Consider the following 26074-nt stretch of genomic DNA (forward strand, 5'->3'; position numbering starts at 1 on the left):
ATTTCGTGCTGACGTTCGGCCACGACGAGCTGATCATCCGCCGGCGGTACGAGGACCTGAGCATCGCGGAGCACATCCTCGTTGCCCTGTGGCTCGTCGCGGGCAGTGTGCTGTTCCTCTCGGGATCCCTGGGCACGCTCGCGACGTGGCTCTTCCTCATCGGCAGCGTCGAGCTGCTGGTCCGACCGGGGATCCGCCTGACTCGCGCCGTGCACCTGCGTCGCATCCGCCGCGACGGGGCGGTGGATTCCACACCCGACTTCTGAAGGGGCCCGAGCGCTCATGTGTCGTCTGTTCGGCCTGTCCGCCGGTACCGAGCGGGTTCACGCCACGTTCTGGTTGCTGAACGCGCCCGACAGCCTCGCGGCCCAAAGCCACCGAGACCCCGACGGGACAGGGCTCGGAACGTTCGACGCTGATGGCACGCCCCGGATCCGCAAGCAGCCCTTGGCCGCCTACGCCGACCGCGCGTTCGCGCGCGAGGCCAAGGATTGCGAATCGCGGACGTTCCTCGCGCACATCCGGTTCGCCTCCACCGGCGGGCTGGAACCGCGCAATACCCACCCCTTCACCCAGCACGGGCGTCTGTTCGCGCACAACGGCGTCATCTCCGACCTGGACGTGCTCGACGCGCAGCTCGGCGACTACCGGGACCTGGTCAAGGGCGACACCGACTCCGAACGGTTCTTCGCCCTGATCACCAAGCACACCGACGAACGCCACGGCAACGTGAGCGCCGGCCTCACCAGCGCCGCCCGCTGGGTCGCCGCGCACCTGCCGCTCTACGCCCTCAACGTCATCCTCACCACGCCCGACGAGCTGTGGGCTCTGCGCTACCCCGGCACCCACCACCTCTACTACCTGCACCGCCCCGCCGGCGGCGTATCCGGCGACCGGCACCTCGAGCACACTGGTACCGCGGGCCGCATCCGCGCCCACTGCGCCCCACTGGCCCAGCGTCGCTGCGTCACGGTGGCCAGCGAGCCCATGGACGACGAACCCGGCTGGATCGACCTGCAGCCCGGGCGGCTGCTGCACGTCGCCCCGGACCTGACCGTCACGCGGCGCACCGTCCTCGAACAGCCGCCCCGGCACCTGCTCACACTCGACGACCTCGGCGCACACGCCGCCGCCTCACAGCAAAGCGCCTGAACCCGGCGTACTACGAGCCACACGGCGACGAGACGGCGCCCAAGTACAACCGGGCCGTGCCCCCTCCCGGACCGAACAAGTTGCGACCACCATGTTCGAGTCGGAGCTGCCGGCGGTGCAGGACTGGCACTTCGGCGCGGATCAAGTCGGCACGATCGCGCAGCCGGTCCTCTACGTCCTCGCCCTCGGCTCAGAAGCCTCCCGCTCTTCGCGGACGGCGGCGACCTGGTCGCACAGGGCTCGCCCGGATCGAAGGCGTCGAACTGCCGGAAGTCCACCGCCTGCTCCCGATCCGCGATCCGGCCACAGTGGCCCCGACGCCGGCCGGTTTCCATTCCCGCGCGGTGATCAGAGTCGTGCCTCGACGCCGGTCACATCGACGGGGAACATCGGCGGGGAACATCGGCAGCCGACGCCTCCCCCTCGGGCGCGTCAGGTCACCGCAGGGCCGGACGCGGACGTGCCCGAGAGTTCGCTGATGAACTCGTGGCACTGCTTGGCCCGCGCCGAGTCCTCTTCCATCACGCGACGGATGAAGTCGGCGATGTCCTGGCGGTCGGCGTTTTCGGCGTCGCGGACGTATTGGCCGTAGTCGTGGCCGGCTTTCAACGAGTGGTACTGCACGGACACCAGGTCGTACGTGACGTCGTCGAAACCGGTTTCTCCGGTAGCCATGGCTGACTCCTTTCGCCTCGGATTACGGCACCTGTATCGGCCATGGACGAGTGATGCCCACGCGACCGCCGCGCAAACATCGGGCGTGTGGCGGTTTCCCTCGCGCGTACGGGTAGCTCCCGCCGCTGCAGAGACGAAGGTGGTTGCGATGGGCAGACGGGAGCAGGCAACGCGATCCACGGCATTGACCTACGGCATCGTGCTGGTGGTGTGTGCCCTCCGTGTGGGTGGCCACGGTGCGGATGGCCACGGGCTCCGTCGCGCACGCGGCGCTCGACTTCGACCCCGCCCAGGCCACGCCGGCACCTCGATTCCCCCCGCGGCGCCGAGCGAGGATCCCAGGACCGGGCAGTCCTTTTCAGCGAGGATCGGCCGTGCGCAGCGAGTAGCGGCGCTCGGCGTAGGCGAGGTCGTCACGCCAGAGGCGCTCGGCTGTGCGGCGGATCAGCGGGCGCAGCGCACCGGCGGCCTTGCGCACGACCGCGAACCCGGCCCGCTCGGACACCGCGACAACCGCCTCGATGACCGCCGTCCTCGCCCGCCCGTCCACACCGACGCCCAACGGGGTGGCGTGGGTCTCGACCACGCTGCCTACCCCCTCGCCGTCGACAATGCGCATCACCACGGTGCGAGGGCCGGGGCAGAAGAATTCGGCCACCACCGGCACTCCCCAGCGCCCCGCCAGCCGAAAGGTCACCTCGACGAGGAACCGGTCCTCGACGTCTGTGCCCAGGGGTGCTTCAAGCACCTTGAGCCGCGCGAACGAGTACGGGTGGAACCAGGCGCCGTGCCAGGGATCAAGGCGGTTCGCGACGACGTCGGCGGGCTCGCACACGCCCGTCACGGTCGCCACTGCGTCCACGCTGCCGCTCTGCTGGGGTCGAGGCGGGACAGCGGGCCGCGCGGTGGGAGGTTCACCGCCAAGCTCATCCAGCCGTGTCCAGACCAGCACACCGTCGTCGAAAACCGGCACCGGCGACCAACCCGCCCGCGGCCCGCCGCCGACCCGTAGGCCGTGCCATCGGCAGACCAGCTCGTCGCAGTCGAGCCGGGCTTCGGCCAGCGGCGCGCCCAGGTGGGGGCATACGCCCGGTCCGGCCCGTACCTCGCCGCAGCGAGTCCGCCAGGCGACCAATTCCCGGCCGCCGATGCTCCGGCCGAAGGGCCGGTCCGGCCGGACCTGACGGCTTGCTGCCAGCACGTACCAGTTCCCGGACTGGCGGGCCTCCGCCCGTTTCACGGCGTCGGCGATCACAGCCGGGCTGCATTCGGCGAAGGTGGGAGGCTGCGCGGCCCACCGCGGCTCACCGAAAGGCCGGACCGGCCAGCCCGCCGGCCACCGCCGGTCGAGCCGCTGCCTGAACGTCATGCACCACGCTCCTGTCTGCACTTCACTGGCCTCGGCCGGGGGCCGTCGTCGAAGTCGCTCGCCCCGAGACGCATACCCGGCCGCGGGCGGGGTAACCGGCCCCGACGGGGGCCGGCGAACCATCCGCGTGAACAGACCGGCCGACATGAAGGGGAACTGGATGGCGACCAAGGCGGCGAGCGTCATCCCGGCACAGGCCGGCCCGCGCGATTGGCTGACCGTGCTCGGCGAGGAACTTTCCACCCACGTCGGTGAATTCGTGACCCGGCGCTGCGATGAGCAGTTCACCGGCCGGGGTGAAGGTGCGCTCGCCGTGACAGCCCTACCGGAGTTCGTCCGCGGCGGCAAGTTCCTGCGGTCGATGTTCGCCTACGTCGGCTGGTGCTGCAGCGCGCCGGAGAACGACGCCGCCGTGCGGGCGGTCGCCAGTCTCGAACTACTGCATTGCTTCGCCCTCGCGCAGGACGACGTCATGGACGCGTCGCAGCTGCGCCGAGGTCGGCCGGCCCTGCACACCCAGTTCGCCCGCTGGCACCGCGACCAAGGTTGGAGCGGCTCGCCGGCCCGGTTCGGCGAGGCCGCGGCGATACTGTCCGGCGACCTGTTCCTGGTCTGGTCCGAACAGATGCTGCGCGAAAGCGGGCTGCCCGCCGGAACGCTGTCGCGTGGGTGGCCGCTCTACGACGCCATGCGTGCGGAACTGGCCGCGGGGCAGCTCGCCGACCTGGTGAACGACGCCCGAACCGTGCCTGACTGGGAGTCGGTACTGGACGTGCTCCGCCGCAAGTCCGGCAACTACACCGTCCGCCGGCCGCTGGAGCTCGGCGCCACGCTGGCCGGCTGCGACACCCGGATTTCGCGGGCCCTCGGCGTTTACGGCGGACTCGTCGGCGAGGCGTTCCAGTTCCGCGACGACGTCCTGGGCATCTTCGGTGACCCGGACGTGACCGGCAAACCCGTGGGACAGGACCTGCGCGACAGGAAAGCCTCCAGTGTCGTTGCGCTCGCGGTCACCATGGCCGACACCACGCTGCGGCGAGAGCTCGAGCGCCTCCTGAGCCGCGACGCCATCGACGACGACACCGTAGCCGCACTGCGCGACGCCATCATCGCGTCCGGTGCCCTGGATCAGCTGGAGAAGCTGATCGACAAGCAGGTGCGGAAAGCCCTGGACGTGATCGACAGCGCGGACGTGCCGGCCCGGATGGCCGAAACGCTCGCCGTGCTCGCCGCCCGCTGCACGGAGCGTGTCCGATGAGGGCAGGACCGGGCAGGACCGACCGGGTTGCCGTCGTCGGCGCGGCCGGGTACTACCGGTTGCGGACGCGGCTCACGCGGCTCTCCCAGGCCCAGTTCGACCGCTTCGTCGCCTCGGACATCGACTCGCCGCTGAGCCTCGTCTCCCGCGACCTGGCCCGGTTGGTCGCGCCCGGCGGGCCGCGCCACGTGTTCACCTTCCAGGCCCGCCACGCGGGCCAATCGCCGATTCGGGCGCCGGCTCTCTACGCCGTGATCTCCTCCATGGACATCGGCGGCTGCGTGTACTTCCCCGACGGTGGTAGTGCCGCCCGGCCCCGGGCCCTCGCCCCTGCCGCCGAGGTGCAGTTGCGTTATGGGGAACGGGCCGACTCGCTCGAACGGCGCGGCGCCCGCGAGTCGGCGATGCCGACGGGCTCGGAAGGCCGGCTCCCGTGCGACGCCGTCGTCCTCACCGGCGAGCTCCCCGAGGGCTGTCAGTTGCTCGGCCGAGCCCCGCGGCGACCAGTGCGGCTCTTCCCCTCGCCGTCCGCGCTCGTCGTTCACCTGGCCGCGGCCGGAGACTGGCCTGACGTCGGGCACCACATCATCTCGTTCGGCGACGCGGTCGACCGCCGGCCGCCCGGACGCCAGCCCGGTCGGAACCCCGGCGCCGGCGAGCACGCTGTCTTCCGCGCCTCGCGGGAGGTTGCGCGGGCGGACCGGTCCCGGTTGGCCGAACGAATGCCCTTAGCTGAAGGGCGTGCCCGCGACCATGCGCGGCGCAGCCCACTTCGCAGGGCTGAGCACGTGCGAGGCCTCCGCGTCGGGCGCCGGCAGGAGTTGTTTGCGGAATACCTCGAGCAGCGCCGCCGCGCCGGGCTCGGCTTCGCCGCTCCGGTCGATCGCCCCGCGTTCGAGGTTCGGCGCCGGCGCGAGGATCGAGAACAGGTGCCGGTGCGCCGGGGCGAGGGCCGGGTCGCTGGTGGGAAGCCGGGTGAGGAGCAGCGACGGGTCGACCGCGTCACCGGGCCGGGGCCGCGCCACGCAGCGGTGGGTCCGCGATGACCCGCCGGGAACTCGACGCCGCCGGCATCCACGACCCGGCCTTACGCTCGGCCTACCAGCGATGCCGGACGGTCAACGCGCGCCACGGCCGCACCTACTTCCTCGCGACCCGATTGCTCTCACCGGCCCAGCGCCCGCCCGTCCACGCGCTCTACGGGTTCGCTCGGCGGCTGGACGACATCGTCGACAAGCCGGCCGGGGGAGCCACCCCCGCCACTATCACCGCGGAGCTCGACGCGGTGGAACGGGACTTCTTCTCGGCCCTCGCCGCCAGGCACAGCGACGATCCACTGCTCGCGTCCGTCATCGACACCTGCGCGAGGTACGAGATCGCGACCCGGCACTTCCGTGCGTTCTTCCGCTCGATGCGGATGGACCTCACCGTGACCGACTACCCGCGGCGCTCGGCGCTCGACGAGTACGTGCACGGCTCGGCGGAGGTGATCGGTCTGCAGGTGTTGCCCGTGCTCGGCACCGTCACGGGCCGCGACGAGGCGGCGCCCCACGCGGCGGCGCTGGGCAAAGCGTTCCAATTGACGAATTTCCTGCGCGACGTCGCGGAGGACCTCGCCCGCAACCGCGTCTACCTCCCCGCCGACGAGCTCGCCGCCTTCGGTGTGGACCGCGACCGCCTGGGCTGGTGCGCCGACCGCGGCCTCGTGGACCGGCAGGTGCGGGCGGCTCTCGCAGCCCAGATCGCCGTCACCCGGACGCTTTACGATCGGGCGCGGCCGGGGATCTGCATGCTGCACCCGGTGTCGCGGGCCTGCGTCGGCACCGCTTTCCAGCTCTACGCGGAGATCCTCGACCGCATCGAACGCGCCGGGTACAACGTCTTCGGCCACCGGGCGGTGGTGCCGCGCCGACGTCGGCTGCTGGTCGCGGCCGGCGCGCTCGGCCGGGCCCGGTGGCTGCAGCTGCGGAACCCGTCGCCGTTGCCGCCGGCGGGGGCGTGACCGTGGGCAAGCTGGAATACCTCGCCGTGCTCGGTGCCTGCGTCCTGATCACGCTGCCGCTCGAACTGGCGGGAGCCAGGGTCTACCGGCGCCCGCGCCGGCTGGCGCGCGCCGTGGGGCCCGTGGCTCTCGTGTTCCTGGTGTGGGACGCCGTCGCCATCGCGGGCGGGGTATGGGACTACGCGCCCCAGAGCCTCAGCGGGATCCGAGCACCGTTCGGCGTCCCGCTCGAAGAGGTCCTGTTCTTCGTCGTCATTCCGATCTGCGGCCTCCTGACCTACGAGGCAGTGGGCCTGACGCTCACGGCGGTGCGCCGTCTCGGCCGGCGGCGGGTGCGGCGGTGATCCCCTGGGGTTACACCGTGCCCGCGGTCGCCTCGGTGCTGGCGGTGGTCGCACTGGAGCTGTGGGCCTTGCGGACCGGCCTGTTCCGCAAGCCCGGCTACTGGATCACCATCGCCGTCGTGGCCGGATTCCAGATCCCCGTGGACGGGTGGCTGACCAAGACCTCACACGCGATTGTGCGCTACGCGCCCGAACACCTCTCCGGGCTCCGCTTCCCCTGGGACATCCCGATCGAGGACTTCCTCTTCGGGTACGCATTGGTGACGGCCGTTCTGCTCCTGTGGGAGCGGGCGGCGCAGAAGGAGGACACCGAGTGAGCCCGCTCGCCGAAGACGGCCTGCCCCGAGCGCAGGTGCCGGCGGCGTTCGACACCGAAGCCGCCTCCTACGACCGGCTCGTCGGCGCGAACCCCGGCTACCACGACCACCTCCGGCTTTCCGCCCGGCGCCTCGGCCTGACCGGGGGCGGCGCGGGCTTGCAAGTGCTCGACGCCGGGTGCGGCACCGGCGCGTCCACCGCAGCCCTGCTAGAGGTGCTGCCGGACGCCGAAATCACCGCATTCGACGGGTCGGCGGCGATGCTGGCGTGGGCACGGCGCAAGGACTGGCCCCCGAACGTGCGATTCGTGCACAGCACGATCGAAAGCCTGGGACGCTCGGGAATCACGGGTCCGTTCGACGCGGTACTCGCTGCCTACCTGATCCGCAACCTCGCCGACCCGGACACCCAGTTGCGCGCCTTGCGCGCGCTGCTTCGTCCCGGTGCGCCGATCGCCGTCCACGACTATTCCGTCGCCGACTCGCGGCGGGCCAGGTTCATCTGGAACTGCGTGTGCGCCGCGATCATCATCCCTTGGGGCAAGGTCACCACCGGAGACGCGACGCTCTACCGGCACCTGCGGCGCAGCGTGTTGCGGTTCGAGGGCACCGGCGCACTGACCACCCGCATCGCCGCTGCCGGGTTCACCGCCACCCGCTGCGCGACCATGCCCGGCTGGCAGCGCGGGATCGTGCACACCGTCGTCGGCGTCCGGCCCGGGGAGACCCCGTGACCGCGCCCGTCGGCCGTGATCGCCGGCTCGTGGTCCACCCGGCTCCGGGTGGGCTCGACTCCGCCGGCAGGCTCGGCCGGCGCCCCCGCGTCGCTGTCGTCGGTGCCGGCATCGCAGGCCTCACCGCGGCGACCGGACTGGCCGAACGCGGGGTCGAGGTGACGCTCTACGAGCGCGAAGACCACCTCGGCGGCCGCGCCGGCGGCTGGCCCGCCCGGCTCCCCGACGGCACCGCCGTCACGATGAGCCGGGGTTTTCACGCCTTCTTCCGGCAGTACTACAACCTGCGCGCGCTGCTGACCCGCACGGACCCCCGGCTCGAACGGCTCACCCCACTTGAGGACTACCCGCTGCTCGACGCCTGCGGCCGCACCGATACCTTCGGCGGACTCCCCGCCTCTCCCCCGTGGAACGCGCTCGCGTTCGCCTTGCGCAGCCCCACTTTCCGGCTCCGGAACCTGCTCGCCCTCGACGGCCGCGCCGCGCTGCCCCTGGCGACCGTCGACGTGCCCGGCATCTACGAGCGGCTCGACCACGTCGGCGCCGCCGCCTTCCTCGAGCGCATCAATTTCCCGCACGCGGCACGGCACCTGGCGTTCGAAGTGTTCTCGCGAAGCTTCTTCGCCGACCCGCGCGAATTGTCCGCGGCGGAACTCGCCGTGATGTTCCACCTGTACTTCCTGGGATCGAACGAAGGCCTGCTCTTCGACGTGCCGACCGAGCCATTCCCCCAAGCGCTGTGGTCGCCCTTGGCCGAATACCTGACCGCCCGAGGCGTGAGGATCAACCTCCTGACGGACGTCGAGAACGTCGCCAAGTCCCGTGGCACCTTCCGCGTCACCGCAGGGGTGGAAGAGGACTTCGACGCCGTCGTGCTGGCGTGCGAGGTAGGCGGGCTGCAGTTGCTGGTCGAGGCGTCGCCTGGCCTCGGTACCGACGCCTGGCGGGCGCGGATCGCGGGGCTCCGAAGGGCGCCCGGTTTCCTCGTCCGCCGGCTGTGGCTCGACCGTGCGTTGGCTGCGACACGGCCACCGTTCCTAGGCACGGGCGGCACCCCACCGGTGGACAACATCAGCGTCCTCGACCGCTACGAAAGCGAAGCACGCTTCTGGGCGAGAAAAACCGGCGGCTCAGTGGTCGAAGTGCACGCCTACGCCGCCACCACGACCGATGTCGACGCCCTGTCGAGACAGATGGACGAACAGCTCCGCGAGATCTACCCGGAAACCGCCACCGCTCGTGCGGTCGGCGAGATCACGCTCTGGCGGGAGGACTGTCCGCTGTTCGGGATCGGCAGCTTCGCGAACCGTCCCACCGTCACCACGACCACCCCAGGACTGGTGCTGGCCGGCGACGGCATCCGGATCGATCTGCCGGTCGCCTTGATGGAACGGGCTGCGGCCACCGGCTGGGCCGCCGCGAACTCACTGCTGACGAGCTGGGGCATCGCGGGACACCCGCTCCACTCCGTCCCCAACCGCGGGCGGCTCGCGCTGCTCAACCACCTCGTCCCCTGGCTGGAACGCGGATCGCGATGAAGACCCGGGTCACACTCACTACCCCGTCGGTGTCCGGCGACCACTGGACACAGTGGCCACCGATCGCCGTCCGGGCCTACGGTCGCACCCCCGGTACGGCGCGACCGGTGATCACGAGTACGACGAGACCACCGTCGCCGTAGGCTCGGACCGAGGCGGGTTCAGCTCAACTCGGCAAGCCCGTGACGCCGGCGTCGCTGCCGTCCGGCCAAGACTTGTTCCCACCGAGGGGTGCCGCGTCTCCCAGCGCGTCTTTCGCGGTGTGCGCGCGAGCACGGGCCTGTTTCTCGGTGGAGCCAATCGATGAACGCGTGGTCGTTCCAGCGCCTGGTTGCAGACCCGCTCGGCCGTGGTGACCAGCTGCTGGCGCAGCAGTACCCGCAGCCGTCCCATCGTGGCCGACACGGCGATCCCGTGCCCGACGACGTCGCCGACCACCAGGCCGACGCGGCCATCGGTAGGGGAAGCGCGTCGGCCCAGTCCCCACCGGCCGCGAAGGGGTGGGCGACACCGGGTGCGCGCGTGGCAAAAGCATGACGACCAAGGCGCTACGCGAGACGGGCGAGGACTGGTGCGACACCCTTCCGGACGCCATCCGCCGCCGTGACCTTCGCGAACCCAGCCCGAAGCTACCGTTGCCGCCGCCCGTGTGGCAGCGGGGCTGCGCGATCGTGGTCGACTTCGCGCTCCACCTGACGATCGCGATCAGCACTCGACCTGCCGGCCCTGGTCACGCTGATCGGGACGTACACCGTGGTGTCGTTCGTCCACCGGGTCTTGCTCCAGTGGTGGTGGGGCGCCACGCTCGGCCGGGCACTCTTCGCCCAGCGCTGCGTGGTGACGGCCACGGGGGCGAAGCCAAGCCTCGGCGCTCTGCTGAAAACGTGGCTCGTCCTGGGCTTCTTCGCCGTGTTCAGCACGCTCGGAGGCCAGACCCCGGGGCATGATCACCCGGTCGACGACATCGCCGTGAGGCGCGGCGACGCCCGCACGGCTCTCGTCTTAGCTGCTCAGGCGCGCTTGCCGGAGGCAGAATACATTGCCTTCGGGGTCGGCCAGGACGTGCCAGGGCTCCTCTCCGGTCTGGCCGAAGTCGGCCGGGCGCGCCCCGAGCTTCAGGAGGCGTTCGAGTTCGGCGTCCTGATCGCGGTCCGTGGAGTTGACGTCGAAGCTCAGCCGCTGCCCCGCCTCGGACTCGACAGCGGGGCTGAACACCAGAGTCGGCTGCAATCCTCCGAACCCTTCCCGCGGCCCGATCTCCACCGCACCTTCGTCGGTGTCGAGCACGCTGAACCCCAGCACCTCGCACCAGAACGCCGCCAGCCGTTGCGGATCCAGGCACTTCACTCTCAACTCAGAAATGCGACAAGCCATGATCGACACCCTACGGGCCTTCGACCGCAGGCAGCTCGTCGTGGCCAAGCTCGACCGGCTCAGCCGGTCACTGGAGCACCTGCTCGAGCTGTCCAGACAGCTACACGCGAAGGCGTGGACCTGCTGGTGCTCGACCAGGGCATCGACACCTCCACCGCGGCCGGACGGATGTTCTTCCAGATCGTGGGCTCGAACGCCGCGTTCGAACAGGCCCTGAGGTCCGAACGCGCCGTCGACAGCCTGGCCGAGGCTCGCGCGCGGGCGCACTGGTGGGCAGAAGCCGAAGCTCGGGGCTCGCCAGGTGCAGCCGGCCAGGCACAGGTACGAGGAGTGCGGTGACGCAAGCGGACAGTTCGACCGCGTTTATCTGAAGTGTGCCACGCCAATTTTGCGTTGCGGTGAATTCGCGCTGTGCTCGTCACTGTTGCCGACGAGTTCCTTGCGATCACCCGCGACGGCCTGTTCGACGTTGTTGATGAATTTGGTGACCTCAGCTCTTGAGGAACCCCAAGATATCGGCGTTGAGTTGTTCGGCGTGGGTGACGTACAGGCCGTGCCCCGCCGTGGGGTACTCCCGGTAGACGGCATGGGGCACCATCTTCCGGGTACGACGGCCGGTGACGCCGATGGGTGCGGACTGGTCGGCCACTCCGTGCACAACCAGCGTCGGAATGGTGATGTGACGCAGGTCCGGGCGGAAGTCGGTGTGGAAGTTCGAGCGGAACATCGCGGCCGTCGCGAACGGCGATGCCGACAGGCAGCGCCGGACCTCGTGCTCGATCAGTGCCGGTGAGACGTCGTTGCCCAGATGCGTGGCGAAATAGCCCTGTGCTCGATCGGCGAACCACTTCGGCCGGTCCTTGCGCAACTGCGCCAGCGTCGCCTCGTTGACCGCCTCGGGAATTCCCTCGGGATTGTCCTCGGTCGATTTGAGGTACGGCAACGTCGACGCCAGGAACGCGACACGCAAGACCCGCTCCGCACCGTGCCGGGACAGGTAGCGTGCGGCCTCGCCACCGCCGGCCGAGTGGGCGACGAGCGTGATGCCCCGCAGGTCCAGATGCTCGATCAACGCGGCCAGATCGTCGGCGCCGGTGTCCGCGTCGTAGCCGGAGGAGGGGCGGTCCGAGCGGCCATGCCCCCGCCGGTCCAGCAGGACACACCGGAACCCGTGCTCGACGAAGAACGGGACCTGGTACTCCCACATGTCGGCGTTCAGCACCCAACTGGAGACGAACACCATCGGCGCGCCCGCACCGTAATCCTCGTACGACAGGCGGGTCCCGTCACCGACCTCGAAGAAAGGCATTTTCAGCTCCTCACCATTGTGTTATGGCCCAATATTCGCGGAAGCCGAGAGGCCAGTCGATTACCTCGCAGGTAGCGATCCCGGCGGCTGCTCGCGGGCGTACGTGCCGTCGAGGTTCGCGCCCATCACCTCGTCGACGACGCCGGCGCTACCACCGGCGCGCCGCCGCGACCGATCGACCCCGAGCGCTGGCACCAGCACGCATCCGAGCCAACGAGCCTCAAGGGAACACGCTCGCCGCGGCCCGCGGGTTGCCCGGCGGTGAGGTGGTTTCGATCCCACTGTTTTTCCTGGTGCGCAAGGATTTTCCGGTCGTACGCTCGACGGATGCGACTGGGGATGGACGACGATGGAGGAAGCGACAGAGCGCGGGGGCAGGACTCCGGCGGCGGGGAGCCGCGCCGCGCGCCCGGTCGCCGGCGGCCGACCGGCAAGCGCGAGCGGCGGCTCCGAAGCGCCCGCGGGGTCACCATCCCGGCCGGTAAGCACGAGCGGCGGCTCCGAAAGGCCCGCGGCGTCACCATCCCGGCCCGCAAACACGAGCGACGGCTCCGAAAGGCCCGCGGGGTCACCATCCCGCCCGGCTCGATCGACCTGGCCGCCGAGATTCCGCGATTGCGTATGCGTGCGTTGCGCATGCTGGCCGTGGCGGCTCTGCTTGTCGCCCTGGTCGTGGCCACCGAAGTCACCCTCGGCGTGCTCCTGCAGCGTTCCGAGGACCTGCTGAAGACGGGGAGGCAGGCCGAAGGCGTGGTGGTCACTTTCTTCGACGCCGACCGCGGCCACTCGTCGACGTCGGTGGACTATTGGGTTGGCAGCGAGGTGCGCCGGGCGCGTGTCGTCGTCGACAGCGGTCGTGACTACGCGCCGGGCGAGCCGGTGACGGTGTTCTACGACCCTGCCGATCCCGCGCGCGGGCCGCGGCAGACGAGGGGTTGGCCGCCGAGATCGCCGAGGTCCACGTGCGTCACCGAGGCGCCTACGGGCGTCCGCGGATCGTCGCCGTGCTGCACCGCCGCGGCCGTCGGGTCAACCACAAACGGGTCGGACGGGTCATGCGCGAGCACGGGGTCGTCGGTCTCACCCGCAGGCGGCGCAGGTCTCTGACCAGGCCCGATGTTGTCGCGGCGTCGGTGCCGGACCTGATCGGTCGGGACTTCACCTCCCCGTCGCCGGGGAGGCGGTTGGTGGGCGACATCACCTACCTGCCCACCCGGGAGGGCTGGCTCTACCTGGCCACGGTGATCGACCTGCACACCCGAGAAATGGTCGGGCACGCGATGGCCGACCACATGCGCGCCGACCTCGTCCGCGACGCCCTCGACCTCGCCGTCAGACGTGGCCTGATCAGCGGTGACGCGGTTTTCCACGCCGATCGCGGGACGCAGTACACCTCTGGGCGGTTCCGGTCCGCACTTGCCGAGCACGGCATGCGCCCGTCGGTGGGCCGGACCGGGTCGTGCTTCGACAACGCCGTCGCGGAGTCGTTCTTCGCCACCCTCAAAACCGAGATCGGCACCGCCGTGTGGGCGACCCGCGACGACGCCCGACGGGACGTTTTCGCCTACCTGGGCTACTACAACCACGACCGTCTACATTCGACACTCAACTACCGCACCCCGCACGAAGTCCGCGTCGGCTATCGTCAAGGTCTCACCCTCGTGGCATGAAATCCGGTGTCCGGCCTTCGGGAACAACCTCAGAACGACCCCGGTATGTGCGATGTCTGGACGCGCCAACCGCGGCAGCCCTGCCCGGGACACCGACCGGCCACCTCGGCCTCTACGACCTGCTCCCGAGCATCGCGCCGGGCCCGATGATGGCTGGCCAGGCGCGGCGGGGCCTCCTGGTGGTCCCCGCCGCGCCCTGGACTCACGGCAGCAGCTCGTAAACCGCGTTCTGTTCGTTGGACGTCGCGATCCGGGCGTCGTTGAACCCCGCCTCCTTGGCCAGGCTCACGATGCGCGCGGGTCCTGCCTGGTTGCCCAGCCCGTACGCCGGTGAGCCGGCCAGCCCGCTGGGCAGGCAGACGAACAGCGAGGCACCGGCCATCACACGCCCCATCGGGCTGCTGATGGTTTCCTCGACCGTGTCCCAGCTCATCGGCTCGACCAGCATGACCCGGCCCTCAGGCGCCAACGCCGCACGCGCCGCCCGCAACGCCGAAACCGGGTCCGGCATGTCGTGCAGAGAGTCGAAAAAGGCGATGAAGTCGTAACTGCCCTCCAGGTCGGCCGCCCCCGCGTTCCGGAACGTGATCCGGTCGGCCACCCCGGCCGCGGCCGCCCGTTCACGGGCCTGCGCGATCGACGGCGCGTGGGAGTCGATCCCGACGAATGTCGAGTTCGGATACGCCTCCGCCATGATGATCGTCGACGCCCCGAACCCGCAGCCGACATCGGCGACCCGGGTACCGCGCTGGAGCCGTTCCTCGACTCCCGTGAGCGACGGAATCCACGAGCTGGTCAGGTTGGCCACATAAACCGGGCGGAAGGCCCGCTCCGTGCCCTCGAACTGGTCCTGATGGTGCTCGTGCCAGCCAATTCCCTCGCCGGTCCGGAACACCTCGGTGAGCCGGTCGACGACGCGCGCGCCCGCAGTGAAGGCCTGGAACAGCCCCGCGACATAGGCGGGGCTGTCGGCGTTGGTGAACACCTCGGCCTGCTCGGGGGACAGCCGATAGCGAGCGGTCCGTTTGGCTTCCGGCCCCGAACCGCCCTCCGTATACGTGACGTAACCAGCAGCGGCCATCGCCAGCAGCCACTCGCGGAGATACCGCTCGGCCAGGCCGGTCCGCTCGGCCAGTTCCGCCGACGTGACCGACCCCCCGGCGGCCAAGGCGGAGAACAACCCCAGCCGGTCCCCCACCAACGCCAAGGGCAACGCCACCGCCCCCGCCGCATCCCTCCCGACCTCCCCGAGCAGCTTCTCCAGCCGAGGTTGATCGACAGCCGTGGTATTGATCGCCTCTGTCATTCGTCCTCTTCACATGGGCCCCGGAAAGCTCCGGAGACCCGGTTGCGCTCGCCCCGGAATCCGGGGCGACCTTTGTCCGTTTGCCAGGGGTAGGTGCAACGGTGACCGAATGCCCCACCGAGACCGCCGAAGCGCACCGATGTCCCTACCTCCTCCGGTGAGTAGTGGCACGTACCAGGTGTGCACGGTCGGCAAACCCTGAAATACTCACCCGAATACAGGCACGAATTGATCGTCCTATCGGTTCACCGAGGGAATGCGATTTGCGCCACGCTGCTCGCCCAACATCCGTAATGGCCGGACAAAGTTCGCGTCGAACTTGGGCCGCGCGGTCCGGGCGAACAGGAAATTCCGGCGGAATAAGGCGGGGCAGTGTGAAGCTCGGTGTCGTCGGTCATCGGGTTCGGGGTGAGGTCGACGGCGATGATCGAGGCGTCACCGTCGCGGCGGATCCCGGTGGTCTGCACGATGTAGTCGCGGCCGGCGGGCTGTCCGCCGAAGTCGTGGTTGGCGAACACGCCTCCGATCAGGTCCTGGGCGGTGAGCTTCACGAACGTTGCGGGCAGCCGGGTCACCGGCCGCCGCGTTAGCGACTGAGGGCGCCGGCGTGGTCGTCCACCAGGCGCACGTGCGCGTCGGCGTGCTCGTCGAGGGCTTGGGTGCGCGCGGCGAGGGCGGTGCGCTGGGCCAGCGGGTCGTTGCCGCAGCGGAGTTCGTACAGGATCGCCGGCAGCAGCTCGGTGTCCGCCGGGGCTTTCGGGCGCCCGCAACGATGGGCGGTGAAGGTGATACGGGTGGCGCACGAGGGACTGTCGGAAATCTCGTCACCCCGGCCCCAGCGCACACTCACGGTGGCAGTTCGGCTGCGGTGCCGCGGCGTTAGGTTGGGTCGGGCGAGGGTGCCTCCCGTGAGGGATTGGCGCGGCTCGACACGGCGCTGGATGAGGTGTGCCTGTTCGGGGCGCAGGCGACGCGGGACGCCACGACGGCGCTGCTGACCGTGGATCCCGGGCTGGCCGAGCCGGTCATCGCCCGGGACGCCGAGCTGGATTCGCGGCGCGCAGATCCCAGGCCGGGCTCACCGTGGTGTCGGTGGCGGTGGGCCGGCTTGCTGGTGCAATGGCGGGAAATGCCCTCCGCGATCGACGCGCCCCGAGCATTTTGTGCGCGGTCCGGCTGCCGTCGGCGAACGCTCGTATCGCTTCCGGTTGGGCTGACGCCGCCGAGAGGGCCCACGTGCGGAAAGGTCAGTGGATTCCGTCTGCTGGGCGACCAGCCGCTTGGGTGCCTGCATACGCCACGCCCGCTCGACCAACCGGTTGGTACGGTCTTCGGAGACGTTGCTCAGGACGATGCCGCGTCCGAGTATCCACCTGGCGAGGTTGTGGCGGGAAATACGAACGGGCAGTTGCGGCACTGCCCGGGCGGCTGCCGCAGGTGCTCCTCGGTGCAGGCGCTGACCGCTGTCCGGGCGCCGTCGAAATTGGCGTCGTGGGGGTGGATGGTCGAGGAGTCGCGCACGGGCGCGTGCAGCAGAGGTCGCGGAGGGGCAGGCACACCCCGCTCGGACGCACCGATGTGCTCCCCACGCCTCCGGCGTACAACACCCCCCGCTGGTGGCCAGAGATCGGGCCGCGCTTGCGCCGATGCCGTCCTGGCCGCCAGCCACCTCACTGTTCACGACTGTTCACGACGGGCAATCCGATCGCGGATCGGACCATGGACCTGGCAGTCGCGATTCGGGCATTCGGCCGCGTGCCGCTCGTTCCAGGCCGTGCGCATCTTTTCGTTCCGCGCCAAGAACTGGGCGTCGCGCCGGGCCCTCCACGGCGACGGGGCCAGGCGGCCGGTGACCAGGAGCTGGTTCGGCGAGTAATCGTCGGCGGTCCGTTCGACCGCCAGCCCGGTCGCGGCGAGGATCGCGAACGACCGGTCAGCCCCGCGTGCGGGTCCCGGCGCGTTCGGGCCGGCGGAGGCCGGAGAGATCGACCTTCTTGACGATGTTGCGATCCACCACGTTGTTCCCCAGCGCGAATTGGGCCCATGTCCCCGCGAGTTCCTGACGGCTGCGCTCGCTCCACTCGCGGGCCAGGTCGCTGCGCGACTTGTGGAAGTTCAGCGCAAACCCTTCGCTGTGCAGCCGGAGGATCGAGAAGCCGCCCGGGTACTCCTTGGCCGCGGCGACCTCCTGCAGGGTCACCCGCGGTGCGGTCGGGCTGACCGTGTGGTGGTTGCGGTGAGTGTGTCCCGCGTGGTGGAGGAAGACACCCGGAGTCTTCGCGTAGGTCTCCAGGATCGACGCGGCCTGGGCGGCGTCCAGCGAGCTGCTCGACTTGATCGGCTTCGACGACTCCTGCACGACGAGCGGGTGGTGACCGAACACGAGGGTCGGCTGCTCCTTGTGCTCGGCCAGGTCCTTCATGAACCAGGCATACTGCTCCACCGCCAGCGCACCCGCGTCGCCTCCGCCACCGGCCTTGTCGTACGTGTCGAGCCCGATCACGTGCAGACCGGAGAGGTCGGTCGAGTAGAAAGCGACCTCGTCGTCGGGGAAGTAGCGGTCCTGGAAGCAGTCGTTGCCCTGCCAGCGACCGACCCGGCAGTTCGCGTAGGGGTCACCGATGTGCGCGCGGTCGTGGTTGCCGCGCGTGAGGAAGTAGTCCTCGCGGTACGTGCCGAACCGGTCGAGCAGCTGACCGGCTCGGCTGAGGTCGCCGGGTACGGCCTCGGCGGAGATGTCACCCGCGGCGAGGAGGTAGGTCGGGTCGAAGCTCCGGACGTCGCGCACCAGGGATTCCAGCATGACCTCGGGATACGGCGGCTCGCCCGGGACCTGGACGATCGGGATGACCGACGGGTCCCCCCCGACGAGCCCCGCCTGCGTCTCGCCCATGTGAAGGTCGTTGCACAGCACCATGGAGAAGAGATAGCGCCCCGGCGGCGGCTGCGGCGTGGTGAACGAGAACGGGCCGCCCGGAGTGCCGAGGCCATAGCCGTTGGTGCCGACGGCGTTGCCGGCAATGAGCGTGAACACCATGGGGGCGGCCAGCTTCCCGCGGGAGCGCGCCTGGTAGTAGTACGTCTGGCCCGGCTCGAGGCCGGTCAGCTCGACGTGGTGGTAGGGGGTAGGCCGACCACTCTGGCCGGCGACGCGGTTGAGCCGGCGGGGGTTGGTGCCGTACCAGACCTCACCGTCGGCGGGCAGCGGCACCATCCTGCCCGTGCCGTCGTTCGTGCCTGCCTCACCGGTGTACCAGGTCACCACGGCCCGGTCCTCAGTCAGTGTCACCAGTTCCAGGTTGACTGGCACGACCTCACCTGTCCCGGCAGCGCCGGTGGACGCGGTGCTTCGAGCGGGATCGACCACTCCTAGCAGCGGTATGGCTGCCGTAGCGATCGCGCTCCAGCGAAGAATGTCCCGACGGGTCACATCACAACCAGGCACGCACAGCCTCCGGAAGGTCTCCCCGGGCCGAGTCGCCGGGGGCGTCAACATCCCACCGCACCACGCCTGGGCGTGAGAAGAACCCACCTTGTGAACACCATGTGTCTGCACCGGATCACCGACACGAACAACCTCGCCAGACGGTCAACAACGACCGGCGCCCAACTCCCAGTGCGCGCAGGTCACAAGTCGCGCGGCGTCAGGGCCGGCCCGGCTTGTTGGATTAAGCGATCTCGTGCAGCTTGGCGCTGCCGCTTGATCGTGTCTTCCAGATCCTCGAAGGGACTGCCGGAGTAGTGGCGTCAACGGCCGGGCTGCGTCCCGTAGGCCTTTGCCTGGTGTTCGACGCGCTGGGCGTCGTCAGCGAGGATGCCACCGTTGATCGCCACGGTGGTCAGCGAGTGCTCGTGGAGGAAGACGGCGAAGTCCGGGAGATGGTAGGCGTCCGCCACGGCAGCGTTGATCTTCTCCAGCATCGCGCGCGTGGCGTCGATGTCGCCACCGCGCGGGACGTGCACGACGAAGACTGGGCGCTCCACGGCCAACCAGTTTTGGCACCACCCTCACAAAGCTTGTGCCGTGGGTCGTGCCTGCTGAACAGGCGCATAGACCTCTCGCACCGTGCGTGACCAGGAGCTGCCCTGAAAGTCATCGGAGCCAGCGGATGAGGGCGGCGATGGTGCGTTCGGCCTCGTAGTGGGCGGCGCGTTTGGTGTAGCGGGTGGACAAGTCGCATCGGCAGCCCTCGCCCGTCGACGGCGAGATGAATCGTGGTGCTCAGTCCGCCGCGGGAGCGTGCGAGCGTGCTGCTGGGCCCGAACCACGGAGGAATCCACACTGAGGACCCACTCCGCGCGACGTCCACAGAACCGCATCCAGGACCTGCCGGTGCTCCCGCCACCGCCGACCTCGACCCCGACACCGGCTCCGGGCCCACGCCCGATCCGCGACCTCATCCCGACCCCGGGTCAAACCAGAACCGCAGCTCGATCAATTGCAAGACACGGACTAGTCAGCGTGCTTGTCGTTGCACCTCGCTGCGGCGATGACCGGCAGTCTCTACCGGTCGTTGATGTGCTCGAAGCCTGCGGAAGGGAGCGCCCACGGTGCGTCGAGAGGTGACGTGCGCGCGACGTTGTGCGAAAGCTCGGTAAGGACGAGGTATTCCGCTGCCACTGTTAGCCAGCGTCTGAAGGTTTGTGAAGACGATGGAGGGATGGAACAGTGCCTCTTGAGGGTGAGTACGAGCCGAGCCCGGTGGAGTATGTGCGTGATCAGGTGGAGTTGTATGAGAGCTCCGGTGGGACGGAGGGGACCGTCTCACCTGATGTCGGGTTGCCGGTCGTGATCTTGACGACGCGGGGCGCGAAAAGTGGGAAGATCCGCAAGACGCCGTTGATGCGGGTGGCGCACGAGGGGGTGTACGTGGCGGTTGCGTCGCAGGGTGGCGCGCCGAAGCATCCGGTGTGGTACTTCAACGTCAAGGTCGATCCGCACGTGGAATTGCAGGACGGCCCGGTCCGGCGGGACATGCGGGCACGCGAGGTCAGCGGAGCGGAGAAGGCCGCGTGGTGGGAGCGGGCGGTTGCCGTGTATCCGCCATACGCGGAGTACCAGCGCAGGACCGACCGGGAGATTCCCGTGTTTGTGCTGGAGCCGGTTGAGGGCAGCTGACCTGTCTCAGCACGGTGATTTCCGGAACGATCGCCGTGACGGAGCCGTCGTTCGGGGTTTGTGCGAGCCGGCGCGAGCGGCCGTGCCTCAAGACCGTTGCGTTTCCCTGCTGCCGTGGGGTTCCGCCGCGCCGTGACGGTCAGTCGGTGACGTCGATAAAGACCTGGCCGACGAACGGGCGGCTGAGATCGCCGACGGCATCCGCCCGCTCGCCGACCGGGGCGGCCGCCAGCGGCCGGCGTTGCGGGGGCGGGCTGAGTCGCGGCCCGCGACACCCTGCACACGCGGGACCGAGATCATCGGGGAGAGCAGGCTCGTGCATGCGTCATTGGTCAACCAGTGGTGGCAGGTCGCCCTCCAAGGCAGCACCCGGGGTGACCCCTCAGTGGTTTTACGGCCGCCGACCCCGACCAGGGGCTGCGCGAGTTCCCTGCAGAAGACTTATGAGGCCGCGGCCGAACTTGGCCACCGAGACGACAAGCGTCTCAACCATGATTAAAGGCACGAACCAGCCCGGACTGGGCAGCGCTCCAGGTTCGCGAATCCACCTGACCCGTGCCCCCGAGTCGCGGGGATCCAGCGACACCTCGATGACTCTCAGGAGGAACGATGAACGACAAGCCCAGACCCACGATCCACGACCTCCACGAAGTGGTCGATCTCGAACTTGCCGAGGTCGCCAACAGCGTCGACCCCGACGGCGACGACGTGCCAGAGCGTGAAGTCTACGAGGCGGAACTACGCAGCTTCCATGACGCGGTTGTGGTCGAAGAGAAGTCGGAGGAGGAACGCAACTCGGAAAGTTGATCGTGCGGCACCTGTCTCGTCTCGCACCAAGCCGCGGCAACCACCGGCGGTGCCATGCGCGTGAACGGCAGGGTCGCGAACTCGATCGTTCCGTGAGTCTTTCGTTCGTAGAGAAGGGTTTGCGTGTTGACCACCGTTACCGTGCTGAAGTTGAACAACGGCGTCGAGATGCCGCAGCTCGGCTTCGGCGTGTTCCAGGTCCCGCCGGCCGAAACGAAGGCGACGGTCAAGACCGCCCGGGACGCCGGCTACCGCTTCGCTGTCGGCCCTCGACCGCGGCCTCCGCAGGGGCCCCGACCCAGACACGTTCGATCTGAGGTGAGTTCTCGGCGGAGGGCGCCTTCCCAGCCCGGCCATGTCAGGCGCACGGCGAGGCTGCGGTTTCTTGGATGAAGCCACCCTTCGTGCCGCTGTCTGTCCAGGTTGGCCGGTCAGGCCGCGGGTCATCGGAAGGCTCAGGCGTTCCAGGAACATCGGAACGGAAACCAGCGCCAAGTCCGAAGCTCGCTGCTCAACAAGGTTTGTGTGCGACGAACCTCAAGCACTTTTGTGACTGTGGCAGTTCAGGCCGGCTGTCCCCAGCGTCTCGTCGGTGTGCCGTTGCCGCCGACGAGGTGGCGAATCTTGGTGCTCCAGCGTCCGCGGGAACGGCCGATCGCGTGGTCAGGCGGAGTAAGACGACCGCGCAACGCGCCGCAAAGTGAAGCGAGCCCTGTCAAAATCCTCAGCCCCGTCAAAACCCTCAGCGCAGTCGAACGAAGCACAGGTGATGATCGTGACCAATCCATTCTCGTCGGGACGGCCGGCGCCCGGACTGCCCAGTCTGCCGACGCCACCCTCGGGTTGGCCGATCGGTTCGTACGGCACCTATGAAGAAGCACAGCGCGCGGTCGAGTATCTCGTCGACAACGAGTTCACCGTTCAGGACCTGACGATCGTCGGTGTCGACCTCATGCTCGTCGAGCGTGTCATCGGCAGGCTCACCTGGGGCAAAGTGCTGGGCACCGGTGTGCTGTCCGGCGCCTGGTTCGGGCTGTTCGTCGGCCTGCTGCTGGGTCTGTTCAACAACACCAACGGCATGGCCGCGGCACCGATGATCGTGGGCCTCGCCGCCGGAGCCCTGTTCGGCGGCGTGTTCGCAGCGCTCGGCTATACGGCCTCCCGCGGGCGCCGCGACTTCTCCTCTGCCAGCCAGCTCGTTGCCGGCCGCTACGACGTCCTGTGCGAGCCGCGTAATGCGGAGAAGGGCCGGGAGCTGCTGGCCAAGCTCTCTGTAGGCGCTCAGCGCAGTTGAGGATTGGGGCAAGGCTCATAGTCGCGGTGTTCGAGCAATGGTCCTGACTTCGGGCCGTGGATGTCGCGGAACCTTGTCGGTAGCTCGCCACTGACGTAGGACTCGACGCCCGAATGCGGCATTCACTCAAGGTCGATGGCGCGCGGATGCCGTGGTTCGTAGATTCCCACCGTGCTGCCACCGGGTAGCCGGAACCCACTCAGTCGTCCCCACCGCGCTTCGCTGACGGCCGTGCAGACGACTCCGTTGGCCGCCAGCTCGCCCATCGTGGCGTCCAAGTCGTCGCACATCAAGTACAACTCGTGCGATGGCAATCCATCGCCAGGATGTACGGCGATCTCGGCCGGAGGAAGTTTGAAGATCAGCCAACCGCCGCCAGCGTCGACGTGCCGGTAGCCGAGTACGTCGCGAAAAAAGGACCGATCCGCTTCGGCATCGTAGCTGTAGACGATCACATGAGCTCCACAAATCGACATGTAGTCACCGTCGCACACACCTCGACAGGAAACGACCGGTCGAAGCTCGGCAATCGGACGATCAGTCGCCCCAGCTCGTCGAGCCGGCCAGCCCAGTGACTCGACTTTAGAGGTCAGGCGAGAATGAGTTTGCGTAGGCAGATGACTGAGCAGGCCAGGCTGATGACGGCTTGGCGGACATCGGCTCGGCGTTCGGTGCGGATGCGCAGGCGGCGGAAAAGCCTTTGAGCCAGGCGAAGGAGCGTTCGACCGGCCAGCGGATGGTGCGCAGGCCGGAGCCGTGCTCGGCGCCGCGGCGGGCGATCATGGGGATGATGCCGTGGTCGCGGACCAGGTGTCGGTACTTGTCGCGGTCGTAGCCGCGATCAACGTAGAGTCGCAGCGGTCGTCGCCGCGGTTTGCCGACTGTGCCGCGCATCGGCGGGATAGCCTCGATCAGCGAGATCAACAGACCCGCTGTTCCTACAGGTCAAGGAGGCGACAGCGTCGGTGCTGGGCCGCATGCCGGCAAGAGCTGCTACCGACAGCACGGCGAGCGGGTGGTACGGCGCAGCGGATGATGCAGGCGGCCAGCGACATCTGCCTCGGCTGGACTACCGGCCTGGACACGCGGCGCCACTTCTACTGGCTGCGGGCGACCCCGGACCGTGTGAGGCAGGGCTCGGACCGGAATGCCGCGCCGCTCCGTCGAGACAGCCCAGGACGGACGAGCACGTGAACCGGATTTTTCAGCGGGGTCCACCCCGGGCCGGTCAGGGATCTGCCCCAGTAGGTTGTCGACTGCGGCCTCCGTCGAGAACCAGCTCAACACCGATCAGGTGCGGCACGCGGCCGGACCGGGCTCGCGCCCGCCAAGATCGCCACCGTTGTCGCGTCGGGCGTGCTCTGACTGGGCAACGGCAACCTGGCCGGCGGATCCAAGCTCAAGCACCGACGCTTCGGCCAACAGCCACGGTTCCGAGCCGGTCCGAACCGCGACATCACCGCGCGGCGTTCGCGCCCAAGCCACACCGGATCGCAGGTTCGGCGGCGCCGCGAAGATGGGCCTGATCATGATGGCGGTGACCGGGATGGCCCGCCCATCCGCCGATCCGCTTCCAGGAGTCCCGGCGACGGACCGACGCCTGGTTCTGCTCCGTCTCGAGGAGAGACACAACCCTCGACGAGAGCCGTGTGGTGACCGCTTCTCAGCGGCGAACACCTTGCACGGGGTGGCTGGCTTGATGAGGGGCGCGGCCGGCGCGCAGGCTGGATCTGAACGGCAACCCGGTGCGGCGCCGCACTGACCAGACCGCGGTCGGCTCGGCGGCCTGCCTCCGGCGGTGTACGTGATCACGGCGCACGTGCTCTCGGCGGCGGCCGTCGGCCGATCCGGCCCGGCACGCCGGCGCCGGTTAGAGAGGGGCAGGTATGAGCACCGACCAGATCCTGTTCGGCGTGGCCCTGATCGTGGTACTCGCGGTGGGCTCACAGGTCCTGGCGAGCCGGCTGCGCATCCCGGCGCTGATCCTCTTGCTTCCCGCAGGGTTCACCGCCGGCGCGCTGACCACCGACGTCAATCCGGAGCGCCTGCTGGGGGCGGCGTTCCAGCCGTTGGTCTCGCTCGCGGTGGCGGTGATCCTCTACGACGCCGGCTTGTCGCTGGAGTGGGGCAAGGTCGCCGGGCGCGCTCGCCACGTGGTACCCCGCCTGGTGATCTGGGGGGTGCCGGTCACGATGGCGACCACCACGGTGCTGGCCGGCCCGCTACTGGGCATGTCGGCCGGGGCAGCGCTGATGACCGGGGCGATCCTGGTGGTGTCCGGGCCGACCGTCGTGGGCCCGCTGCTGGCCTTCGTGCGGCCCTCCGATCGCCTCCAGAGGATATTGTCCTGGGAGGGCTCGCTGATCGACCCGGTCGGCGGCGTCCTGGGCGCGGTGGTGTTCCACGCCGTCCTGGCGAGCACCAGCCACGGATTCGCATACCAGCTGGGCCAGTTCCTGATCTCCGTCGGGATCGGCGCGGCAGGCGCCGTGGTCGGCGGGGCCGTGCTGTGGGTGTGCCTGTGCAAGCTCGACCTGGACGGTGTGCTCAACACCCTCTGCCAGCTCGGATGCGTGGTGGCTGTCGCGGCCGTTTGCGACATCGTCCGCGACGACGCCGGGCTCATCGCAGCGATTTTCATGGGGCTCGCGGTCGCGAACCTGCGCGCCTTCGACGTCCCGGCCCGCCGACCGTTCTTCGAGACCTTGGTGCAGCTGATCATCGGGCTCATGTTCGTGACCATCTCGGCGACCGTCACCCCCGAGGCGCTGCACCACCTCGTGTTGCCGGCCCTCGGCCTGGTGGCCGTCCTGGTGCTGGTGACCCGCCCGCTGGTTGCCTTCTTCGCCACCATCAGGACCGAGCTGCCCCGGGGGGAACGCACGTTCGTCGGGTGGATGGCGCCCCGCGGCATCGTCGCGGCAGCCACGGCCTCAACCTTCGGAGCCGAGCTGGCAGCCCACCGAATCGGCGGCGCCGCCAACATCCTGCCCGTCACCTTTCTCGTCATCGTCGCCACCGTGGCCCTGTACGGCCTGACCGCGGTCCCGGCGGCCCGACGGCTCGGTGTCACCCGCTCTACCCGCAGCCGGCCGCTGCTGGTCGGCGGCGACCCGTGGGTCATCGACCTGGCACGCGCCTTCCGCGCTACCGGCCTCGACGTCCTCATGTGGACCCCGTCCGACGGCCAGCGCAGTCAAATCGAGCAAGCGAGCCTCGAACTGGCCGCCGGCGAGCAACTCGGTGCTGCCATCGCCCAAGGCACCGCAATCGACGGCGTCACCACCGTCCTCCTGCTCACCGGCGAAGACCACTACAACGCTCTGGCCGCCACCACCCTCTCGGGCAACTCCGACACCCCCCTCTACCGGCTGGCTCCCAGCCACGGCACCGCGGCCTCCCACGTCGCGGGTGAACCCCTGTTCACCCCCGCCCTCAACCACGCGGCCCTGACCGCCCGATACACCGCCGGCGCCCGCATCACCACCCATTCGTCCGACGGCGGGATCCCCCCTGCCACCGACCTGCTGTTCCTGATCAACGCCGAAGGCACCCTGATCCCGGTGACAACCTCTCCCCCGCCCCGCCCCCAGCCGGGCGACACCCAGGTCCTCCTGGGCCGGGCCGGAAACGAAACGCCACAGTGACGAGCACCGCCGGCGGCTCGAGGTCCTCTCCCGAGCGGCCGGTCAAGGGTGGCGATCGTCCGCAGGCCGCCGACTCCGTTGACCGGATCCGGGTGGCCATCCGGACCGGGACACCGGTGACGACGCCGGCTGCGTGCTGCACAGGGCCGGCCTCGGCCT

Annotated in this window: 27 protein-coding genes and 3 pseudogenes; 18 read left to right on the forward strand and 12 right to left on the reverse strand. The window is 69.4% G+C overall.

Features of this window, described 5'->3' with window-relative positions; translation table 11 throughout:
* Positions 1-5 precede the first annotated feature (5 nt).
* Positions 6-266 (forward strand): YrhK family protein, encoded by a 261-nt coding sequence (locus I6J71_RS24485; RefSeq protein ID WP_370541965.1) that lies wholly within the window; start codon positions 6-8, stop codon positions 264-266.
* Between the two features lie 16 nt (positions 267-282).
* Complete coding sequence (locus I6J71_RS24490; RefSeq protein WP_204089000.1) at positions 283-1152, forward strand: class II glutamine amidotransferase; 870 nt, start codon at positions 283-285, stop codon at positions 1150-1152.
* 432 nt (positions 1153-1584) lie between these two features.
* Here the strand turns inward: I6J71_RS24490 and I6J71_RS24495 are convergent, their stop codons facing one another.
* Both I6J71_RS24495 and I6J71_RS24500 read right to left on the reverse strand, forming a co-directional pair.
* Positions 1585-1827 carry an acyl carrier protein gene (locus I6J71_RS24495; RefSeq protein ID WP_204089001.1) on the reverse strand — a complete coding sequence of 81 codons (243 nt, stop codon included), beginning with the start codon at positions 1825-1827 and terminating at the stop codon, positions 1585-1587.
* A gap of 358 nt (positions 1828-2185) precedes the next feature.
* Positions 2186-3196, reverse strand: coding sequence for a DUF5914 domain-containing protein (locus tag I6J71_RS24500; RefSeq protein WP_204089002.1), 1011 nt, complete (start codon positions 3194-3196; stop codon positions 2186-2188).
* Between the two features lie 145 nt (positions 3197-3341).
* Here I6J71_RS24500 and I6J71_RS24505 point away from each other — a divergent pair, with 145 nt between their 5' ends.
* Genes I6J71_RS24505 through I6J71_RS24535 form a run of 7 tightly spaced genes read left to right on the forward strand, consistent with a single transcriptional unit; the run spans position 3342 to position 9389 of the window.
* Positions 3342-4454, forward strand: a complete 1113-nt coding sequence (locus tag I6J71_RS24505; protein WP_239153882.1) for a polyprenyl synthetase family protein — start codon at positions 3342-3344, stop codon at positions 4452-4454.
* Complete coding sequence (locus I6J71_RS24510; RefSeq protein ID WP_204089003.1) at positions 4451-5500, forward strand: hypothetical protein; 1050 nt, start codon at positions 4451-4453, stop codon at positions 5498-5500. The genes I6J71_RS24505 and I6J71_RS24510 overlap by 4 nt, the downstream gene beginning before the upstream one ends.
* Positions 5497-6456, forward strand: a complete 960-nt coding sequence (locus tag I6J71_RS24515) for a phytoene/squalene synthase family protein (RefSeq protein ID WP_204089004.1) — start codon at positions 5497-5499, stop codon at positions 6454-6456. The genes I6J71_RS24510 and I6J71_RS24515 overlap by 4 nt, the downstream gene beginning before the upstream one ends.
* Before the next feature lie 2 nt (positions 6457-6458).
* Positions 6459-6800 carry a lycopene cyclase domain-containing protein gene (locus I6J71_RS24520; RefSeq protein ID WP_204089005.1) on the forward strand — a complete coding sequence of 114 codons (342 nt, stop codon included), beginning with the start codon at positions 6459-6461 and terminating at the stop codon, positions 6798-6800.
* Positions 6797-7117: a lycopene cyclase domain-containing protein gene (locus I6J71_RS24525; RefSeq protein ID WP_204089006.1), complete on the forward strand. Its 321-nt coding sequence runs from the start codon at positions 6797-6799 to the stop codon at positions 7115-7117. Before I6J71_RS24520 ends, I6J71_RS24525 begins: the two co-directional genes overlap by 4 nt.
* On the forward strand, positions 7114-7851 hold the full coding sequence (locus I6J71_RS24530) for a class I SAM-dependent methyltransferase (protein WP_204089007.1): 738 nt from the start codon (positions 7114-7116) through the stop codon (positions 7849-7851). Before I6J71_RS24525 ends, I6J71_RS24530 begins: the two co-directional genes overlap by 4 nt.
* On the forward strand, positions 7848-9389 hold the full coding sequence (locus I6J71_RS24535) for an NAD(P)/FAD-dependent oxidoreductase (protein ID WP_204089008.1): 1542 nt from the start codon (positions 7848-7850) through the stop codon (positions 9387-9389). Before I6J71_RS24530 ends, I6J71_RS24535 begins: the two co-directional genes overlap by 4 nt.
* Positions 9390-9500: 111 nt before the next feature.
* On the opposite strand, the gene I6J71_RS50155 is transcribed toward I6J71_RS24535, so the two are convergent.
* Positions 9501-9794, reverse strand: coding sequence for a hypothetical protein (locus I6J71_RS50155; RefSeq protein ID WP_304503286.1), 294 nt, complete (start codon positions 9792-9794; stop codon positions 9501-9503).
* On the opposite strand from I6J71_RS50155, the gene I6J71_RS50160 reads away from it, so the two are divergent.
* Positions 9693-9926, forward strand: coding sequence for a hypothetical protein (locus I6J71_RS50160; RefSeq protein ID WP_304503298.1), 234 nt, complete (start codon positions 9693-9695; stop codon positions 9924-9926). The genes I6J71_RS50155 and I6J71_RS50160 overlap by 102 nt on opposite strands.
* Positions 9927-10391: 465 nt before the next feature.
* Here the strand turns inward: I6J71_RS50160 and I6J71_RS24550 are convergent, their stop codons facing one another.
* Positions 10392-10763 carry a VOC family protein gene (locus I6J71_RS24550; protein ID WP_204097223.1) on the reverse strand — a complete coding sequence of 124 codons (372 nt, stop codon included), beginning with the start codon at positions 10761-10763 and terminating at the stop codon, positions 10392-10394.
* Here I6J71_RS24550 and I6J71_RS24560 point away from each other — a divergent pair.
* Positions 10762-11102: pseudogene (locus I6J71_RS24560) on the forward strand (recombinase family protein). The gene I6J71_RS24550 and the pseudogene I6J71_RS24560 sit on opposite strands and share 2 nt — an antisense overlap.
* Positions 11103-11253: 151 nt before the next feature.
* Here the strand turns inward: I6J71_RS24560 and I6J71_RS24565 are convergent.
* Entirely contained in the window at positions 11254-12072 is an 819-nt protein-coding gene (locus tag I6J71_RS24565) for an alpha/beta fold hydrolase (RefSeq protein WP_204089010.1), read from the reverse strand.
* Between the two features lie 636 nt (positions 12073-12708).
* Between I6J71_RS24565 and I6J71_RS51035 the strand changes: the two are divergent.
* Both I6J71_RS51035 and I6J71_RS24570 read left to right on the forward strand, forming a co-directional pair.
* Positions 12709-12975 (forward strand): annotated as a pseudogene (locus I6J71_RS51035) (DUF3592 domain-containing protein); the annotation flags it as partial.
* A 59-nt stretch (positions 12976-13034) separates the two neighbouring features.
* Positions 13035-13742 (forward strand): IS3 family transposase, encoded by a 708-nt coding sequence (locus I6J71_RS24570; RefSeq protein WP_239155422.1) that lies wholly within the window; start codon positions 13035-13037, stop codon positions 13740-13742.
* 202 nt (positions 13743-13944) lie between these two features.
* Here the strand turns inward: I6J71_RS24570 and I6J71_RS24575 are convergent, their stop codons facing one another.
* The 5 genes from I6J71_RS24575 to I6J71_RS24595 form a co-directional block, all read right to left on the reverse strand.
* Positions 13945-15048 (reverse strand): class I SAM-dependent methyltransferase, encoded by a 1104-nt coding sequence (locus I6J71_RS24575; RefSeq protein ID WP_204089012.1) that lies wholly within the window; start codon positions 15046-15048, stop codon positions 13945-13947.
* 245 nt (positions 15049-15293) lie between these two features.
* On the reverse strand, positions 15294-15623 hold the full coding sequence (locus I6J71_RS24580) for a hypothetical protein (RefSeq protein ID WP_204089013.1): 330 nt from the start codon (positions 15621-15623) through the stop codon (positions 15294-15296).
* An 11-nt stretch (positions 15624-15634) separates the two neighbouring features.
* The gene (locus tag I6J71_RS24585) at positions 15635-15898 is read right to left on the reverse strand and encodes a hypothetical protein (RefSeq protein WP_204089014.1); all 264 of its coding nucleotides are present in this window, start codon (positions 15896-15898) and stop codon (positions 15635-15637) included.
* Between the two features lie 1083 nt (positions 15899-16981).
* Positions 16982-18358 (reverse strand): metallophosphoesterase family protein, encoded by a 1377-nt coding sequence (locus I6J71_RS24590; protein ID WP_204089015.1) that lies wholly within the window; start codon positions 18356-18358, stop codon positions 16982-16984.
* 437 nt (positions 18359-18795) lie between these two features.
* Positions 18796-19032 carry a hypothetical protein gene (locus I6J71_RS24595; RefSeq protein WP_204089016.1) on the reverse strand — a complete coding sequence of 79 codons (237 nt, stop codon included), beginning with the start codon at positions 19030-19032 and terminating at the stop codon, positions 18796-18798.
* A gap of 685 nt (positions 19033-19717) precedes the next feature.
* Here I6J71_RS24595 and I6J71_RS24600 point away from each other — a divergent pair.
* The 4 genes and pseudogenes from I6J71_RS24600 to I6J71_RS24610 all read left to right on the forward strand — a co-directional run bounded on the left by I6J71_RS24600 (position 19718) and on the right by I6J71_RS24610 (position 22268).
* Positions 19718-20167: a nitroreductase family deazaflavin-dependent oxidoreductase gene (locus I6J71_RS24600; protein ID WP_204089017.1), complete on the forward strand. Its 450-nt coding sequence runs from the start codon at positions 19718-19720 to the stop codon at positions 20165-20167.
* Between the two features lie 609 nt (positions 20168-20776).
* Positions 20777-20974: a hypothetical protein gene (locus I6J71_RS24605; RefSeq protein ID WP_204089018.1), complete on the forward strand. Its 198-nt coding sequence runs from the start codon at positions 20777-20779 to the stop codon at positions 20972-20974.
* Between the two features lie 168 nt (positions 20975-21142).
* Positions 21143-21229 (forward strand): annotated as a pseudogene (locus I6J71_RS48770) (aldo/keto reductase); the annotation flags it as partial.
* Positions 21230-21743: 514 nt separating this feature from the next.
* Positions 21744-22268, forward strand: a complete 525-nt coding sequence (locus I6J71_RS24610; protein WP_204097224.1) for a general stress protein — start codon at positions 21744-21746, stop codon at positions 22266-22268.
* Between the two features lie 122 nt (positions 22269-22390).
* Here the strand turns inward: I6J71_RS24610 and I6J71_RS24615 are convergent, their stop codons facing one another.
* The gene (locus tag I6J71_RS24615) at positions 22391-22723 is read right to left on the reverse strand and encodes a VOC family protein (RefSeq protein ID WP_204089019.1); all 333 of its coding nucleotides are present in this window, start codon (positions 22721-22723) and stop codon (positions 22391-22393) included.
* A 127-nt stretch (positions 22724-22850) separates the two neighbouring features.
* Positions 22851-23192, reverse strand: a complete 342-nt coding sequence (locus I6J71_RS24620) for a transposase (protein WP_204089020.1) — start codon at positions 23190-23192, stop codon at positions 22851-22853.
* A 962-nt stretch (positions 23193-24154) separates the two neighbouring features.
* Between I6J71_RS24620 and I6J71_RS24625 the strand changes: the two genes are divergently transcribed.
* Positions 24155-25915: a sodium:proton antiporter gene (locus I6J71_RS24625; RefSeq protein WP_204089021.1), complete on the forward strand. Its 1761-nt coding sequence runs from the start codon at positions 24155-24157 to the stop codon at positions 25913-25915.
* Positions 25916-26074: the final 159 nt, after the last annotated feature.

The sequence above is a fragment of the Amycolatopsis sp. FDAARGOS 1241 genome, from assembly GCF_016889705.1.
Classification (GTDB): Bacteria; Actinomycetota; Actinomycetes; order Mycobacteriales; family Pseudonocardiaceae; genus Amycolatopsis.

What these genes read in the sequence shown, in the direction of transcription:
- I6J71_RS24510 (WP_204089003.1), top strand. Translation starts at nt 4,451, where the DNA reads ATGAGGGCAGGACCGGGCAGGACCGACCGGGTTGCCGTCGTCGGCGCG.
- I6J71_RS24495 (WP_204089001.1), bottom strand. Translation starts at nt 1,827, where the DNA reads ATGGCTACCGGAGAAACCGGTTTCGACGACGTCACGTACGACCTGGTG.
- I6J71_RS24625 (WP_204089021.1), top strand. Translation starts at nt 24,155, where the DNA reads ATGAGCACCGACCAGATCCTGTTCGGCGTGGCCCTGATCGTGGTACTC.
- I6J71_RS24565 (WP_204089010.1), bottom strand. Translation starts at nt 12,072, where the DNA reads ATGCCTTTCTTCGAGGTCGGTGACGGGACCCGCCTGTCGTACGAGGAT.
- I6J71_RS24505 (WP_239153882.1), top strand. Translation starts at nt 3,342, where the DNA reads ATGAAGGGGAACTGGATGGCGACCAAGGCGGCGAGCGTCATCCCGGCA.
- I6J71_RS24610 (WP_204097224.1), top strand. Translation starts at nt 21,744, where the DNA reads ATGATCGTGACCAATCCATTCTCGTCGGGACGGCCGGCGCCCGGACTG.
- I6J71_RS24550 (WP_204097223.1), bottom strand. Translation starts at nt 10,763, where the DNA reads ATGGCTTGTCGCATTTCTGAGTTGAGAGTGAAGTGCCTGGATCCGCAA.
- I6J71_RS24515 (WP_204089004.1), top strand. Translation starts at nt 5,497, where the DNA reads ATGACCCGCCGGGAACTCGACGCCGCCGGCATCCACGACCCGGCCTTA.
- I6J71_RS24490 (WP_204089000.1), top strand. Translation starts at nt 283, where the DNA reads ATGTGTCGTCTGTTCGGCCTGTCCGCCGGTACCGAGCGGGTTCACGCC.
- I6J71_RS24605 (WP_204089018.1), top strand. Translation starts at nt 20,777, where the DNA reads ATGAACGACAAGCCCAGACCCACGATCCACGACCTCCACGAAGTGGTC.
- I6J71_RS24500 (WP_204089002.1), bottom strand. Translation starts at nt 3,196, where the DNA reads ATGACGTTCAGGCAGCGGCTCGACCGGCGGTGGCCGGCGGGCTGGCCG.
- I6J71_RS50160 (WP_304503298.1), top strand. Translation starts at nt 9,693, where the DNA reads ATGAACGCGTGGTCGTTCCAGCGCCTGGTTGCAGACCCGCTCGGCCGT.
- I6J71_RS24575 (WP_204089012.1), bottom strand. Translation starts at nt 15,048, where the DNA reads ATGACAGAGGCGATCAATACCACGGCTGTCGATCAACCTCGGCTGGAG.